This is a genomic window from Paenibacillus sp. P4_E11, from assembly GCF_056401635.1.
Genome location: NZ_JBFUIX010000003.1, coordinates 119,602 through 135,033, shown reverse-complemented (window position 1 = coordinate 135,033; position 15,432 = coordinate 119,602). Strand labels below are relative to the sequence as shown.

15 protein-coding genes and 1 pseudogene are annotated in these 15,432 nt (G+C 48.9%); 14 read left to right on the top strand and 2 right to left on the bottom strand.

What is annotated here, in order from left to right:
• The first annotated feature begins 175 nt into the window (after positions 1–175).
• The 7 genes from infC to AC1DWB_RS02360 all read left to right on the top strand — a co-directional run bounded on the left by infC (position 176) and on the right by AC1DWB_RS02360 (position 7,294).
• Positions 176–676, top strand: a complete 501-nt coding sequence (gene infC / locus AC1DWB_RS02390; protein ID WP_477539419.1) for a translation initiation factor IF-3 — start codon at positions 176–178, stop codon at positions 674–676.
• A gap of 13 nt (positions 677–689) precedes the next feature.
• Positions 690–893 (top strand): 50S ribosomal protein L35, encoded by a 204-nt coding sequence (rpmI, locus tag AC1DWB_RS02385; protein WP_127586465.1) that lies wholly within the window; start codon positions 690–692, stop codon positions 891–893.
• 48 nt (positions 894–941) lie between these two features.
• Positions 942–1,301, top strand: coding sequence for a 50S ribosomal protein L20 (gene rplT / locus AC1DWB_RS02380; RefSeq protein WP_477539418.1), 360 nt, complete (start codon positions 942–944; stop codon positions 1,299–1,301).
• Between the two features lie 829 nt (positions 1,302–2,130).
• Complete coding sequence (gene ilvB, locus AC1DWB_RS02375; protein ID WP_477539417.1) at positions 2,131–3,882, top strand: biosynthetic-type acetolactate synthase large subunit; 1,752 nt, start codon at positions 2,131–2,133, stop codon at positions 3,880–3,882.
• Positions 3,879–4,367 carry an acetolactate synthase small subunit gene (gene ilvN, locus AC1DWB_RS02370; protein ID WP_477539416.1) on the top strand — a complete coding sequence of 163 codons (489 nt, stop codon included), beginning with the start codon at positions 3,879–3,881 and terminating at the stop codon, positions 4,365–4,367. Before ilvB ends, ilvN begins: the two co-directional genes overlap by 4 nt.
• Before the next feature lie 114 nt (positions 4,368–4,481).
• Positions 4,482–5,474, top strand: a complete 993-nt coding sequence (gene ilvC / locus AC1DWB_RS02365) for a ketol-acid reductoisomerase (protein ID WP_477539415.1) — start codon at positions 4,482–4,484, stop codon at positions 5,472–5,474.
• Between the two features lie 269 nt (positions 5,475–5,743).
• Positions 5,744–7,294 carry a 2-isopropylmalate synthase gene (locus AC1DWB_RS02360; protein ID WP_477539414.1) on the top strand — a complete coding sequence of 517 codons (1,551 nt, stop codon included), beginning with the start codon at positions 5,744–5,746 and terminating at the stop codon, positions 7,292–7,294.
• 83 nt (positions 7,295–7,377) lie between these two features.
• Here AC1DWB_RS02360 and AC1DWB_RS02355 read toward each other — a convergent pair whose 3' ends face one another.
• A complete protein-coding gene (locus AC1DWB_RS02355) occupies positions 7,378–8,574 on the bottom strand; it encodes an aminotransferase-like domain-containing protein (RefSeq protein WP_477539413.1) in 1,197 nt (398 codons plus the stop codon).
• Between the two features lie 209 nt (positions 8,575–8,783).
• On the opposite strand from AC1DWB_RS02355, the gene leuB reads away from it, so the two are divergent.
• The 4 genes from leuB to gcvH all read left to right on the top strand — a co-directional run bounded on the left by leuB (position 8,784) and on the right by gcvH (position 11,538).
• Positions 8,784–9,863 carry a 3-isopropylmalate dehydrogenase gene (leuB, locus tag AC1DWB_RS02350; RefSeq protein ID WP_477539412.1) on the top strand — a complete coding sequence of 360 codons (1,080 nt, stop codon included), beginning with the start codon at positions 8,784–8,786 and terminating at the stop codon, positions 9,861–9,863.
• Between the two features lie 168 nt (positions 9,864–10,031).
• Positions 10,032–10,580: a peroxiredoxin gene (locus tag AC1DWB_RS02345; RefSeq protein WP_477539411.1), complete on the top strand. Its 549-nt coding sequence runs from the start codon at positions 10,032–10,034 to the stop codon at positions 10,578–10,580.
• Between the two features lie 117 nt (positions 10,581–10,697).
• Positions 10,698–11,150 carry a redoxin domain-containing protein gene (locus tag AC1DWB_RS02340; protein WP_477539489.1) on the top strand — a complete coding sequence of 151 codons (453 nt, stop codon included), beginning with the start codon at positions 10,698–10,700 and terminating at the stop codon, positions 11,148–11,150.
• A 4-nt stretch (positions 11,151–11,154) separates the two neighbouring features.
• On the top strand, positions 11,155–11,538 hold the full coding sequence (gcvH, locus tag AC1DWB_RS02335; RefSeq protein WP_477539410.1) for a glycine cleavage system protein GcvH: 384 nt from the start codon (positions 11,155–11,157) through the stop codon (positions 11,536–11,538).
• A gap of 67 nt (positions 11,539–11,605) precedes the next feature.
• On the opposite strand, the gene AC1DWB_RS02330 is transcribed toward gcvH, so the two are convergent.
• Entirely contained in the window at positions 11,606–11,863 is a 258-nt protein-coding gene (locus AC1DWB_RS02330) for a DUF2164 domain-containing protein (RefSeq protein WP_477539409.1), read from the bottom strand.
• 168 nt (positions 11,864–12,031) lie between these two features.
• Here AC1DWB_RS02330 and AC1DWB_RS02325 point away from each other — a divergent pair, with 168 nt between their 5' ends.
• From AC1DWB_RS02325 to AC1DWB_RS02315, 3 genes and pseudogenes are all read left to right on the top strand, one after another.
• Positions 12,032–12,460: a hypothetical protein gene (locus AC1DWB_RS02325; RefSeq protein ID WP_477539408.1), complete on the top strand. Its 429-nt coding sequence runs from the start codon at positions 12,032–12,034 to the stop codon at positions 12,458–12,460.
• A 333-nt stretch (positions 12,461–12,793) separates the two neighbouring features.
• A pseudogene (locus tag AC1DWB_RS02320) lies at positions 12,794–12,955 on the top strand (RHS repeat domain-containing protein); the annotation flags it as partial.
• A 350-nt stretch (positions 12,956–13,305) separates the two neighbouring features.
• The gene (locus tag AC1DWB_RS02315; protein ID WP_477539407.1) at positions 13,306–15,321 is read left to right on the top strand and encodes a helix-turn-helix transcriptional regulator; all 2,016 of its coding nucleotides are present in this window, start codon (positions 13,306–13,308) and stop codon (positions 15,319–15,321) included.
• The last annotated feature ends 111 nt before the right edge of the window (positions 15,322–15,432 follow it).

The window sequence follows — 15,432 nt, the reverse complement described above, 5'->3', positions numbered from 1 at the left end:
CTCACCTGACCAACGATGTTGGCTGGTTCACGCATAACGTTCATCCTAACGGATTAGTTGATTTGCGGAATGAGATGAGATGTGGGCGGTGTAAACCTGCTCGCATCTTTTTTTGTTTGGGAAATTCATTCATGCACCACAACTTTGGAGGTGGAACGTTATTAGTAAAGATCATATGGTAAACGACGAAATTCGCGTCAAGGAAGTTCGTTTGATCGGTGCTGAGGGTGAGCAATTAGGGATTAAGCCCATCCGTGAAGCACTTCAAATCGCTATCGACGCGAGCCTCGATCTGGTGAACGTAGCTCCAACCGCTAAGCCACCTGTATGCCGGATTATGGATTACGGCAAGTATCGTTACGAAATGCAGAAGAAAGAGAAGGAAGCTCGCAAAAATCAGAAAGTGGTCGAGATTAAGGAAATTCGCTTGTCCGCCACGATCGATGAGCACGACTTCCAGACTAAACTGCGCAATGTAGCCAAGTTCCTGAGTGACGGGGACAAGGTAAAGTTGTCCGTCCGATTCCGGGGACGTGAGATCACCCACGCTAGTATCGGTCAGAAAGTTCTTGAACGTATGGCTGCCCAAGTCGAAGAGTTGTCTGTGGTTGAACGCAGACCGAAGCTTGAAGGACGCAGTATGATCATGATCTTGACACCGAAGCAAGTCAACTAAGGAGGAAATTAAGATGCCGAAGATGAAATCGCACAGCAGCTTGAAAGATCGTGTCAAGATTACGGGGACCGGTAAGGTCATGAGATACAAGGCTTACAAAAACCATCTGATGTATGGTAAATCCCCAAGCCAAAAGCGTACGCTCAGCGGTCAGCCTATTATGGCTACAGGAGACGTAAAACGCCTGAAGCAACAATTGTCCCTGATCAAAGGTTAGTACGTAATCATACACGAATGCTTGACTAATTCTAGGAGGTAGAACACTATGGCAAGAGTTAAGGGCGGGTTCGTCACTCGTCGTCGTCATAAAAAAGTATTGAAGCTTGCAAAAGGTTATTTCGGTTCCAAACACCGTTTATTTAAAACAGCTAACGAGCAAGTAATGAAGTCCCTCATGTACGCATACCGGGATCGCCGTCAGAAGAAACGTGATTTCCGCCGTCTGTGGATCGTGCGGATCAATGCGGCTGCCCGCATCAACGGATTGTCCTACAGCAAGCTGATGCACGGTCTGAAGCTGGCTGGTGTTGAAGTGAACCGCAAGATGCTGGCTGACTTGGCTGTTAATGATGCGAATGCATTCACGAGCTTGGCCAACACAGCGAAAGCTCAAGGCAACGCTTAATATACAGGTGTAGATAATGCTGTCCCGCGAGGGGCAGCTTTTTCTGTGTTTGGGGTTCTGGGGGTGACTGGAGACTGCCCCTTAGTTGCTTGCCTTGAAGGATGCAGTAAAGCTCGGTTCAGTCGTGATTGGGGAAGTTGGTACTATGCACGAAAAAAACTGCACTATTGCAGCATTTCGGAATTCGAAGAGGCCACATCTCTACCTGCCCGTCCCCGCGCGCTAACTGAACTCATCCACAAAAGACTTGATTTTTCTTTATCTATCCGCATAGGAAAGTGGCCCCATTTGTTCCTAAATAGCTTGCTTCTGTTCTTTTCGCAAAATGACTTGACTAATAATCTGGGGATGCTATAATTAATTTCAACATTACACTACTTGTTATCGGCTATGATGAGGACGAAGTGATAAAGGCCCTTATGTACAGAGAGCGATAGGAACTGCTGGAACCTACGCCATAATCCTTTATTAACGAGCTCACCTCGGAGCTGTTTTCCTGAACAACGGTTGCGTTTATTCTTCCGGATCAGTAGGGGAAATCGGATTGGCACTCGTTATTGTGCCGCAGGTCTCCGACAGGGCTATAGCCTATGGAGGACAACTTGCTAAGGCCGAGCATCGTGAGGTGCACGGCAAACTCGGGTGGTACCGCGGAAGAGTTAACCCCTTTCGTCCCTTTGCGCACTATTTGCGCAGGGATGAGAGGGGTTTTTTGATGCATGTGCGCACTGTGCGTGCCGTCCATGCTAACGAGGAATCGGTCCCCCGGTGAAGATGTCAAGCGCTTGGCATCGCTTCAAGGGGACACAGATTGAGAGGAGGATTACTCATGAGTGTTCAATTATCAATGGAAGCGAAAAAGTCCAAGGATGAGTTGCGTAACAAACTGCTGCAGCCCGATGTGATTTCCGGTTCGGAGATCTTGCTCCGTTCCTTGCTGTTGGAGGGCGTTGATTGCGTATTCGGGTATCCTGGTGGAGCGGTTTTATATATTTATGATGCCATGCACGGCAACGAAGATTTCAATCACTTACTCACTCGTCATGAGCAGGGCGCTATTCACGCGGCTGACGGCTATGCGAGATCCACTGGGAAGGTTGGTGTCTGTATAGCCACTTCCGGTCCAGGAGCTACGAACTTAGTAACGGGTATCGCAACGGCTTATATGGACTCAGTGCCACTCGTTGTCATAACCGGTAACGTAGCACGGCCGTTCATTGGTACGGATGCGTTCCAGGAAGCGGACATCACCGGCATTACGATGCCGATCACGAAACACAGCTACTTGGTCCGCGACGTCAAGGATTTGCCGCGAATCATTCACGAAGCATTCCATATCGCCAATACTGGACGTAAAGGCCCTGTATTGATTGATATTCCGAAGGATGTATCGAACCATACAACGGCGTTCTATTATCCAGACACGGTGAATATCCGCGGATATAAGCCGTCGATGGAAGTTGACTTGCAGCAAGTGGATCAATTGCTGCAAGCGATCGAACAAGCGGAGCGGCCGGTTATTCTGGCAGGTGGGGGCGTCGTGTACGCGAATGCATCCGAAGAATTGATCGAATTCGTCAACAAGACGCAGATTCCGATCACGACCACATTGCTCGGCTTGGGTGGTTTCCCTAGCGCACACGAGTTGTGGATGGGAATGCCAGGGATGCATGGCACATACACAGCCAACCATGCGCTGCAGAACGCCGACTTGATCATCTCAATCGGCTCCCGGTTTGATGACCGTGTAACGATGAAACTGGATGGCTTCGCTCCTAAGGCGAAGGCTATTGCTCACATTGATGTAGATCCGGCTGAAATCGGTAAAAACGTGAAGGTGGATTATCCGGTTGTCGGAGATGTGAAGGTTGTGCTGAAGGCTGCGAATGCGAAGGCTAAGCCAGCGCAGTCCAAAGCCTGGGTCGCGCAGATATCCGATCTGAAAGCCACGTACCCGTTGAAGTATATCGATTCGGACGAGGAGCTGAAACCGCAATACGTCATCGAGATGATCAGCGAGACGACTCGTGGCGAGGCCATCGTCACAACAGACGTAGGTCAACATCAAATGTGGTCAGCCCAATACTACAAGTTCAAAAATCCGCGTTCCTTGGTTACTTCCGGCGGCCTGGGCACGATGGGCTTCGGATTCCCATCCGCCATCGGAGCGCAGATGGGCAATCCTGACAAGCTGGTCGTCTCCATCAACGGGGATGGCGGGATGCAGATGTGTGCGCAAGAGCTTGCTGTGTGTGCGATCAACAATATTCCAGTCAAGGTCGTCATTATTAACAACCAGGTGCTGGGTATGGTTCGCCAGTGGCAAGAGATCATCCACGGCAACCGCTACAGTCACATCGACCTTGCCGGTAGCCCAGATTTCGTGAAGCTGGCTGAAGCTTATGGGGTCAAGGGCTTGCGAGCCACGAACAAGGAAGAAGCCCGCCGTGCTTGGCAGGAAGCTATGGATACTCCAGGTCCTGTCGTAATTGATTTCGTCGTTCGCAAGGAAGAGAACGTGTTCCCAATGGTCCAGGCAGGTACGACTATTAGCGAGATGATAATGGGGGATTCGGAATGAGTGCCAAAAAACTTACCATTTCTGTACTAGTGAACAACCAGCCCGGTGTGCTGCAACGGGTATCCGGCTTATTCGGACGCCGTGGCTTCAACATTGAGAGCATCACGGTCGGCGAATCCGAAGAACAAGGGCTTTCCCGCATGGTCATCGTCACTACAGGCGATGATAGCACGCTCGATCAAGTGATGAAGCAGCTCTACAAGCTGATTGATGTCATCAAAGTCGTGGATCTGAGCTCGAACCCGATGGTAGCGAGAGAGATCGCCCTGATTAAGATCAATGCAGAACCTAGTGCAAGACCTGAAATTCTCGGTATCGTTGAGACGTTCCGGGCGGCAGTTGTTGATATCGGTCCGGCATCTCTGATTGTCCAGGTTGTAGGCGACACTGACAAGATTGACGCGATGGCTGAATTGCTCAAGCCTTACGGTATTCGCGAATTTTCCCGCACTGGCGTAACGGCTATGATTCGCGGGCTGGCCTAATCGTTCTAATCATCTAACACCTTACTCTATGAGTGGGGGTCCGGAGAAGAAACTCCGGTTCTTTCTCGGGACGCCCACTCATAGGGTTTAAAATTAAAGGAGGCAATTATACTCATGGCAGTTACAATGTACTATGAAAAAGATGCAGATCTCTCCGTTCTCTCCGGCAAGACCGTTGCGGTAATCGGCTACGGCAGCCAAGGTCACGCTCAAGCGCAAAACCTGCGCGACAGCGGTGTGAAAGTTATTATCGGTCTTCGCGAAGGTCGTTCTTGGGAACAAGCTAAGAACGATGGCTTCGATGTGTATGCGGTATCCGATGCAGCTAAACTTGCTGATGTGATCCAAATCTTGATGCCAGACGAAACACAAGCGAAAGTATACAATGAAGAAATCAAGCCTTTCATCAAAAAAGGCGCAGCTCTTGTGTTCTCCCACGGCTTCAACATTCACTTCGGTCAAATCGTACCGAACCCAGATATGGACGTTCTGATGGTTGCACCTAAGTCGCCGGGACACCTTGTTCGTCGCGTATACGTAGAAGGTTTTGGCGTACCAGGGCTGATTGCTGTTGAGCAAAATGCTTCCGGTCAAGCCCATGCGATCGGTTTGGCGTATGCCAAAGGGATCGGTTGTACGCGTGCCGGCGTTATCGAAACTACGTTCAAGGAAGAAACCGAAACGGACTTGTTCGGTGAGCAAGCGGTTCTTTGCGGAGGTACTTCCGCTTTGGTTAAAGCTGGGTTCGAAACATTGGTTGAAGCTGGATACCAGCCTGAGATCGCCTACTTCGAGTGCTTGCACGAACTGAAGCTGATCGTTGACCTGATGTATGAAGGCGGTTTGGCTACAATGAGACATTCGATCTCCAACACAGCTGAATACGGCGACTATGTAACGGGTCCTCGCATCGTCACAGACGAAACGAAGAAAGAAATGAAGAAAGTTCTGTCCGACATCCAACAAGGTAAATTCGCTCGCGACTTCATCTTGGAGAACCAATCGAACCGTGCCTTCTTGACAGCTACTCGCCGCAATGAATCCGAGCACCAGCTTGAAGTGGTTGGACGCCAACTGCGCGATATGATGCATTGGATTAAGAAGTAATTTGACGAATTTATAAAAACAAGTGCTTGAAAAATAAGTTCAATCCAAAATAACGTTTAATCCGTTGGGTAATGTCCACGGCTCCGTTGTGACCGGGTTTCCTTGATTGAATAGGCCTTCGGATGGTGGAAACTCGGTCACAAAAGTCGCTCTTAGGACATTACCTCAACTCCTTAAACGTTTGGATTGAACTTATTTTTTTAACTGTTTTTAAAATCGTCAAAAAGAGGGAAGAAGAAAAAAGAACAGGAATAGGAGGTAGGTGTAGGATGAGAAAGATCTATATCTTCGACACGACATTACGCGACGGCGAACAGTCTCCCGGCGTCAACTTGAATACTCAAGAGAAGGTGGAGATTGCCCTCCAACTCGAGAAATTAGCCGTCGATCGGATGGAAGCCGGCTTCCCTGCTGCTTCACCCGGCGATTTGGCTGCTGTCGATGCGGTGGCTCGCGCTGTTAAGAACGCTAGTGTCATCGGCCTTTCTCGAGCGCGTGAGCAAGATATCGAAGCGGTCCGGGAAGCGTTGAAGGCCGCCCAGGATCCTTGTATTCATTTGTTCCTTGCTACCTCTCCGATTCATCGCAAGCATAAGCTGCGGATGGAGAAGCACCAGGTGTTGGAAACAGCCGAAGCTGCGATTAAGCATGCCAAAAAGTATTTCAGCAAGATCGAGTTCTCTCCGGAGGATGCGGCTCGTACGGAGCTTGATTTCTTGGTTGAAGTAACGGAGATGGCGATTCGCGCTGGTGCTACGGTCGTGAACATCCCCGATACGGTGGGATACATGACGCCTGCTGAATACGGCAACATCTTCAAGCATCTGAAGGAGAACGTCCGCGGCATCGAGACCATCCAGTTGAGCGCGCACTGCCATGACGATCTGGGGATGGCGACGGCCAATGCGCTCGCCGCGATCTTGAATGGTGCCGACCAAATCGAGGGCACCATCAACGGGATCGGCGAGCGCGCAGGCAACACGTCGCTCGAGGAAGTGGCGATGGCGCTTGAGACGCGCCAGGAGTTCTTCCAAGCGAAGACGTCGCTTGTGCTGCATGAGATTGCCCGTACAAGCCGACTGGTCAGCAAGCTGACCGGTATGCCGGTTCCGGGCAACAAGGCGATCGTCGGCGCCAACGCCTTCGCGCATGAGTCCGGTATTCACCAGGACGGCATGCTGAAGGAGAAGACGACGTACGAGATCATGTCGCCGGAGACGATCGGCTTGAAAGAGAGCAAGCTCGTTCTGGGCAAGCACTCAGGACGCCATGCGTTCCGCGAGAGACTGATCGATCTAGGCTACGACTTGTCCGACGAGCAATTGAACGAAGCGTTCGCCAAGTTCAAGGACTTGGCTGACCGCAAGAAGACGGTAAGCGGCGAAGACATTCGTGCGCTGATCGAAGAGAAGCTCGTCCAGACGCCGGAATTGTTCGTGCTGGAAACGATTCAAGTGTCGTACGGCAACCAATCGACACCGACAGCTACGATCCGCGTCCGGACAGCGGAAGGCAATACGATCGAAGAAGCGGCGCTCGGTAACGGGTCCGTCGATGCGATCTACAAAGCGATCGATCGCGCGACACAGGAAGACGTCGAGTTGGACGATTATTCGATCAAGTCTGTTACCCAAGGCAAGGACGCTCTAGGTGAAGTGCATGTTGTGATGAAGCAAGGTGACATCTCCGTACAGGGTCGTGGCATTAGCACCGACATCCTTGAGGCGAGTGCCAAAGCTTATATCGATGCGATCAACCGTCTGATCGACAAGCGCAAGTCGCCAGGCGCCAGCCGCCGCGACAACATGTCGCTGATCTAAGCGTTCAGCGGGCCAGACGAATAACCCCCTATCAGTTGGAATTGCAACTGATAGGGGGTATTTGGCTGTGGAGCCTGCTATACTCAAGCTTGCTGACGATATGCGGCTAATGCCGCTGCCAGACGATCCATCCCGACGACCATGTTGTCAGGCGATGTGTGGGTGAAATTCAGCCGCAGCATGTTGAGGCGTGCGTGCTCTGCGTAGAAATCGGTGCCAGGTACGAACGCAACACCTTCTTGCACCGCACGCTTCAACAGGGTGGAGGAATCAATCGATTCCGGCAGCTCGACCCAGAAGAACATCCCGCCCTTCGGCTCTTCCCATCGCAAGTCCGCAAACCGCGTATCGCTCAACAGCTCCTTCATTCGAAGCATCCGCTTATGGTACTCCACACGAATCGTTCCGATGTGCGCGTCCAGATCGAAGTGCGTCAGCAGTTGGTGTAGCGCTTGCTGGTCCAGCGTACTGGAGTGCAGATCAGCCGCCTGCTTGGCGCGGGTTAGCTGCTGAATAACACGGCTGTCGCCAATGACCCAGCCGGTCCTGAGCGCCGGTACGACTGTTTTCGAGAAGGTGCTCGTATACATGACGGCGCAATTGTCCGGATGCGTATCCAGAGAGAAGAGAGTAGGATAGTTGGTGCCGGGATCGAACTTGATCTCTCCGTAAGGGTCATCTTCCAGAATAAGCACGTTGTGCGGCTTGCACAGGGCGAGCAGGCCTTTCCTGCGCTCCAGACTCCATACTTTACCGGTAGGGTTGGCGAACGTTGGAATGACGTAGAGCAGCTTCGGCTGATACTGCTTCAGCTTCTTCTCAAGATCATCCAGCTTCATGCCATCCGCATCAGCGTCTACACCGATTACTTTCACGCCAATAGCCTGGAAGATTTGCAGGGCGGCTAAGTAAGTAGGGTTCTCCACCAGAACGACGTCGCCGCTGCTCAGATAGATACGGGCCAATAGATCAATGGCTTGTTGGGAGCCGGTCGTGATCAGCATATGGTCTGGTATCACATGCATGTTCTTGGCAGCCATCCGTCGGCAGATTGCTTCGCGAAGCGGTGTGAAGCCTTCTGTCAGTCCGTATTGCAGGGCGCCCTTGCCGTTCTTGAATACGCGTTCGAATGAATTCTGGACCGCCTCTAACGGGAAGAAATCCTCAGCAGGCAGCCCGCCTGCGAATGAAATTATCGAGTTGCCCTGTGTCAGCTTCAAGATTTCGCGAACCGCTGAAGAGCGAAGTCCTTCTGTATACTTGGAGAATGAATAGTTCATTGCATGATAGCTCCTCTCAGATTAAATAATTCAAATAGTCAAATTATTAAGGTATAGTCTATCGCATTTGTTAGCATGTTTCTATTTTTTTCTACCTATAACTGTTATAGATAAAAGCTATAAAGATCATAGTTATTATATCTTGGTCAAATGGCGGGTCGTATGATACAACTGAGAATATAAATCAACTATTCAAGGAGTGAACCATAATGTCAGATGTCAAAAAACTCGCTATATTGCCAGGTGACGGAATTGGACCAGAAGTCATTGCCGAGGCAGAAAAAGTATTGAAGAAGGTCGAGGAGCTGTTCGGCCACAAATTCGAAACCGCTCGCGGTGTATTCGGTGGAATAGCTATCGATCAATATGGCACTCCACTTCCGCAAGATACGCTTGCGATCTGCAAAGACGCTGACGCGGTATTGCTTGGCGCTGTAGGCGGACCGAAGTGGGATAACAACCCGAAGGAAACTCGTCCGGAAACCGGCTTGCTCGGCATCCGCAAAGAGCTCGGCTTGTTCTCCAACATTCGTCCAGCCGTTATATTCGATTGCTTGAAGGAAGCTTCTACATTGAAGCCTGAAGTGCTCGAAGGTACAGATCTGATCGTAGTTCGTGAATTGACCGGGGGAAGCTACTTCGGTGAGAAGTTCCGTCGCGAGACGGAGAACGGTCAAGAAGCCGTCGATACTTGCGTCTACAACGTGAAGGAAATCGAGCGCATCGCTCATCAAGGCTTTGAGATCGCACAGAAGCGCCGCAAGAAGCTCGCATCAGTCGATAAAGCGAACGTGATGGAAACGTCCCGCCTCTGGAGAGAAACAGTGAATCGTATCGCTCCTCAATACCCGGATGTCGAGCTGGAGCATATCCTCGTCGACAACTGTGCGATGCAGTTGCTGCGCCGTCCTTCGAGCTTCGACGTTATCGTCACCGAGAATATGTTCGGAGATATTCTAAGCGACGAAGCGGCTATGCTGACCGGTTCCATCGGGATGCTGGCTTCCGCCTCGCTTGGCGAAGGCAGCTTCGGGCTGTATGAGCCGGTTCATGGTTCCGCACCTGATATTGCTGGACAAGGCATCGCGAATCCGATCGCTACGATCTTGTCGGTTGCGCTTATGTTCAAGCTTTCCTTCAATTATCAGGAAGCAGGCGACAGCATTGAACGCGCTGTAAAACAAGTGTTGGATGCAGGTCACCGGACGGGCGATATCGCAGTGGACAAGAGCAAAGCGATTGGTACTACAGCGATGGGCGATCTCATTGTCGCTGCTATGACGAAGTAAGAGTAACCAAACAACTCCCTTAACTGCCCATCTAGTTAAGGGAGTTGTTACATTATAATAAATATTAGATTATATTCATTATAGTGTTGACTTTCACATAGTGGAATGATACGATTTTACACGTGGGCAATAACAAGGATTGTCATTTACTTAGAGGAGGAATGCTGCATGGCAGAGCGTTTGGTAGGTAAGAAAGCACCTAATTTCACGATGGAAACAGCATTAGGAAATGGACAAGAATTCGGTAAAGTTTCGTTGTCGGATTACAGCGGGAAATGGTTAGTCCTTTTCTTTTATCCGCTTGACTTTACATTCGTGTGCCCGACTGAAATTATTGCCATGAGTGAAGCAGTCGAGTTGTTCCAAGACCTCGATGCAGAAGTTCTGGGTATCAGCACAGACAGCAAGCATTCCCACCGTGCTTGGATCAACACACCTCGCGATTCGAATGGCTTGGGCTTGTTGAACTACCCGCTTGCATCCGACATTAACAAGACGGTTGCTCGCGACTATGGAGTATTGATCGAAGAAGAAGGAATCGCTCTTCGCGGATTGTTCATTATCGATCCGGACGGCGAATTGAAATATCAAGTAGTCAACCATCTGGACGTAGGCCGTAGCGTGGACGAGACTGTTCGCGTGTTGCAAGCTTTGCAATCCGGCGGATTGTGCCCAGCTAACTGGAAACCAGGTCAGAAGACTTTGACTGCGAAGTAATTCCGGCTCGGATTGAAGTTCAGAAGGTCTCGCCCTCCTGCCTGCGTTCGCAGATGGGAGGGTTTTCACGTTACTTAGCTTAACAACGGTTTGAGGAAGGAGCGAATCACCATGCCATTGAAACTTCGCGCAGAACTGCCTTCGTTCGAAGGCGTCACCGAGTGGGTGAACGGTCAACTGGACCGGGAGAAGCTGCAAGGGAAGCCGATTCTCATTCATTTTTGGGCGGTAAGCTGCTACATGTGTAAGGATGGATTGCCGACGTTGAACGAATGGCGGGATCGACTTGGAGAGCAGTATAACCTCAACATTATCGGGATTCACATGCCGCGTTCTGAGAAAGACACCGATCTGGATGAAGTGAAGAAGACGATCGAGCAATACGAACTCAAGCACCCGATTGCGATCGATAATGATCATAAGGTGACGGACTCGTTCCAGAACGAATATGTGCCTGCTTATTATTTGTTTGACGGTCAAGGCCAGATGCGTTTCTACGGAGCCGGTGAGAAAGCTCTCGGCATGGTGGAACAGCGCATTCACAAAATTTTAGGTCCCAAGGAGGAATAGTCGAGTGAACGTACCAGCAGAACTGAAGTACAGCGAAGAGCATGAGTGGACTCGCTTGGAAGGCAATAAGGTAGTAATCGGCATTACCGATTTCGCACAGCATGAGCTTGGCGACATCGTATTCGTGGAGCTGCCACAGGTAGGAGACACGCTTCAATTCGGCGAACCGTTCGGCAGCGTAGAATCCGTGAAGACCGTATCCGAGCTGTATGCTCCGGTTAGCGGCAAAGTATTGGAAGTGAACGGTTCCTTGGAAGATGCTCCAGAGAAGGTCAACTCAGCTCCTTATGGAGATGGTTGGATGGTTGTCGTGGAGCTGTCGGACGTGGCCGAGCTGGATAAGCTGTGGAGCGCAGACAAATATATCGAAACCTACGGTCAAGAATAAGATCTGGACGCGCAAAGAGAAGGCCGGGACGATCCAAGTCCTGGCCTTTTCTTTATGATGCGTCGAGCTATGTGGATCGACCTGTCCGGACCGGCTTCTGCAGTGCATATAGCTCGTCTTCCAGACTAGCCATTCGGTCGAACAACACGGTCTTGGCGTCGGCGATCGCCTGATTGTAGATGATAGGGTGCAGTTCCTTGATGATCAGGTCCAGCCACTGCTCTGCGGCTAATTGACCAATGGGCTGTCCGAATTGTTCTTCGAATGTGGATTGTACGGTTGCCATCATTTGTAGCTTTTGTTCGCGAGCAATTTTGATTAACATGGGAGTAGTATCCTTTCGGTCGAATGTGGTATGGTTTCATTATAGAAGATCATTCATAAAAAACTCAATGCCATACGATCAAGAGAAGGTATTAGGTCATGTTTCATCGAATAGGGATAGTGAATCCAACGGATTTGCCTATTGCCCAGCGGGAGGAGGCCAGTGGCCATGAGTTTTTGTTGCGGAGCCAGTATGATCGGTACGAAAGGTACTTTGAAACATATGCAAACGCACATTCACAATGTGCCGTTGTTGTTTTGTCCGGTATGTCATCAGGTGGATGTTCATTATTTGGTCGAGATGGAGTATGAAATCCTTGCAGAATACGCCGTAGGAGATGGCGCTTCCGAGGTCGATTTCGATGAATATGTCGAGGACCGGTACGGCGATGCCTTGTATGAGAATTGCGTCAGCAGTGAACTGGAAGATCCATTGGAGCTGGTGCGTAATCAGATCGACAACTCGCTGGATCTGCTGATGGCCGCCAAGGTTCTGCAGGACGAGGAGTGGGTTGAGGTGCTCAAGAAGCGGTTGTCCATTCTAAGCCAGCGCCGTGACAAGCTGAGGAGCAAGTCTTATTCCAACGGTTTGAAATAAGATAAACACTGAAACGTCCCTTTGTGGGGCGTTTTTTTTGTTGCACAAGCAACAACGGGCTACACTATGATGCTGTAGGTAATATTACTAATAAAACTGATGCTCTTTTGCGGGTAACGGGATATGAGTACAACAACCGAAATCAACTGGTTAAAGAGAAGAATCCACTCGATCAACTTACACGGCTAAGCTACGATAGCAATGGCAATGGGTTCATATTCAATATCCAGATAACAAGCAAACTGCCTACAAATACGATCCGATGAACCGACTAAAGGAAATCGGCTATCCCGAACCACATCGTATGGCTACGATGCTTAGAATCGCCTTACCCAGGTGACCAATGGAGCCAACCAATCTATCGGTTATGAGTGGACGCCTACCGGGCAGCCCAGCAAAGTTGTGTACCCGGACCGAACGGCGGTCACATACCAGTATGACCTGTTGGATCGGATGACAGGTGTAACGGATGCAAGTGGGTTAACCACCAGCTAAACGTACGACAAGCGTGGCTTATTGACTCAAAAAAGGCTACAAGACTAAATATCGAGGATGTACCATAATCAAAACATGACTACCATCGGAAGCCTAAGCAAAAGTCATTTGACAAATGATCCATGATTATGATTTTCTGCCTCATAGCGGACGAATTGAATATAATATTATTTGATTATATATGATATATTACATTTATGGTGTATGTAGAAATCATGCTAAACCAAATCGTTAAGAATTTGGCGGTAGTGGATTAGGGATGAGCTTCCTAACGCTTCCATGCCAGTACATTTATATTGTATGTAGGCCGATTGAGGAGATCAGCAGCAGGTATTTAAGGGGGAGTAGTTGTGACGAAAGATATTAAATCGTACATCTACAAAGTGATAATAGTTTTGGCGGTCGTCTCCAGTATTCCTTTTCTAATAGTTAGCGCTTACAATATTAATTTGTTCTTAACCAAAACGGTTGAGCTTATCGATTCGAAAAACGAAAACGAATTAACTCGAACCGGCGCATTGATGGAGAGAACGCTTCAACAAATTATGGATTTCACGAATTCCATTACGCTAGACAGCCGTTTCGCCAATATTAGAACGGAATACGAACAATGGAAGGCATTCGGCGATATTACCAACTTAATTTATGCCAATCCCTATGTCACGGAAATCCTGTATTACAATGGTATTGAGAATACGTTACTTATCTCTAATTATGGAATTGAACGAAATCCCAGTAACAGTGCGATACCGTGGATCGCCTCCGTTGCATCCGGGATGTCCTTATACGAAATCAAGATCGTAGAGGGAAAGTCCAAACAAGGGACCCATGTTGCGTCTATTGTTCAACGGCTTCCTTCTTCAAGAGGAGAGCAAAATTATTTCATTTATAATGTTAATCTGGATAAGATTTATGCTTCCTTTTTGCAAGAATTGAACGTGAACGCCGAGCTGTATAATTATTATCTTACAGACGCTGGCGGTAAAATCATGTTTCATCGGGAGCCGCAAAAATTCGGGTTGAACCTTTCCGATATCGAGCGGGACCCAAAGACCATCCAAATGAACGACTACAAACTCAATGCCTTTAATTGGCGATTAATTAGTGAGGTCAATACGAAGCAGTTGTACGGGGATGTCGCGAAATTAAAAAATACGTTGATTATCGTGGTCTCGGCCGTAGTCGTCTTCATGCTGGTTCTTATCCTGATCGGATTCCGCGAGCTGTATAAACCATTTCACCGGATTGTCCTAAGAGTCAATGAAAACGAAGAACTGCTGAGAAAAACGCTTCTGCATCGTCTCTTGATGGGCCAGATCGGAATTAATCCGGACATAGAAAGATTAACTAAAGCATATGCGAGATCTCATCTTGTGACAATCATCAAAACTTTGCCGTCGATGGATGAATTCGGCCATGATCCCGTACGCATGAGAAAATCGATTGTAGACGGTTTAGACGGGGCATTCCGTTATGAGATGTTTGAAGAGTCGAATGAAACGTATATCTTGTTGTTCCAACTGGAGCATGAAGACGTGAATCGCTTCACTACCGATCTCCTGCTCAACTTCAATGAAGGACTGCTGGAACGGTTGGAGATAAGCATCGGCGGCATTCATCCGCTTCATGACTTGCATAAGTCTTATCTCGAAGCCATGTATGCCTATAATATCGGGCGGATTTTCTCGTTGGATTCGAAGCTGTATTGCTATAATAAACTTCCGATGGATTACCATCACACAACAGTCGAGACTCCGGCCGTTGAAGAAATGGAATTGTCAATTAAGCAGCAGAACGAGAGGAACTTTACGAATGCCTTACATGCTTTGTTCTCCGAGCAAATTACGGTGGTCGAGTACAATTTGAATTTTTATACGGTCATTTCGCTTTTTCTGCGGATGTACGGACAGAACAGCTTGGCGTTCTTGGATGAATTGAATAAATTGATTGCGGAAAAGGGGAACATGAACGTAACGGCCGTCAAGCAATTTTTATTTTCTAAGTTCCATAACTTTCGGGAATATGCGGTCGATACGAAGGATTACACCCGCAAGATTGACGATTTCATCGCGGCTCGCTACATGGATAATTTCTCCCTCGACGAAATGGCGGACTATACCGGGATTAGCAAGCAGCACTTGATTCATGTTAGCAAAAAAAGTTATAACCGGACACCCATTGAATACCTGAATGAGTATCGAGTCGAAAAGGCAAAACACCTATTATCGAATACGAGCACGAAAATTGCGGAGATCGGCTTGGAAATCGGATTCAACAGCAACAGCTACTTTGCCAGAGTCTTCAAGCAATATACGGGGATCACGCCGTCCGAGTACAGAGAGCTGCGGGTCAACCGCAATAGTTAAATCCCTTTGAACGAAACCGACTTCGACGTCGGTTTTTGTTTTGGAATCGGGTTGTAATACAATATTCAACACGTTGAACAGGGGCGAAAAGCCCGTCATTTCAACGGATTA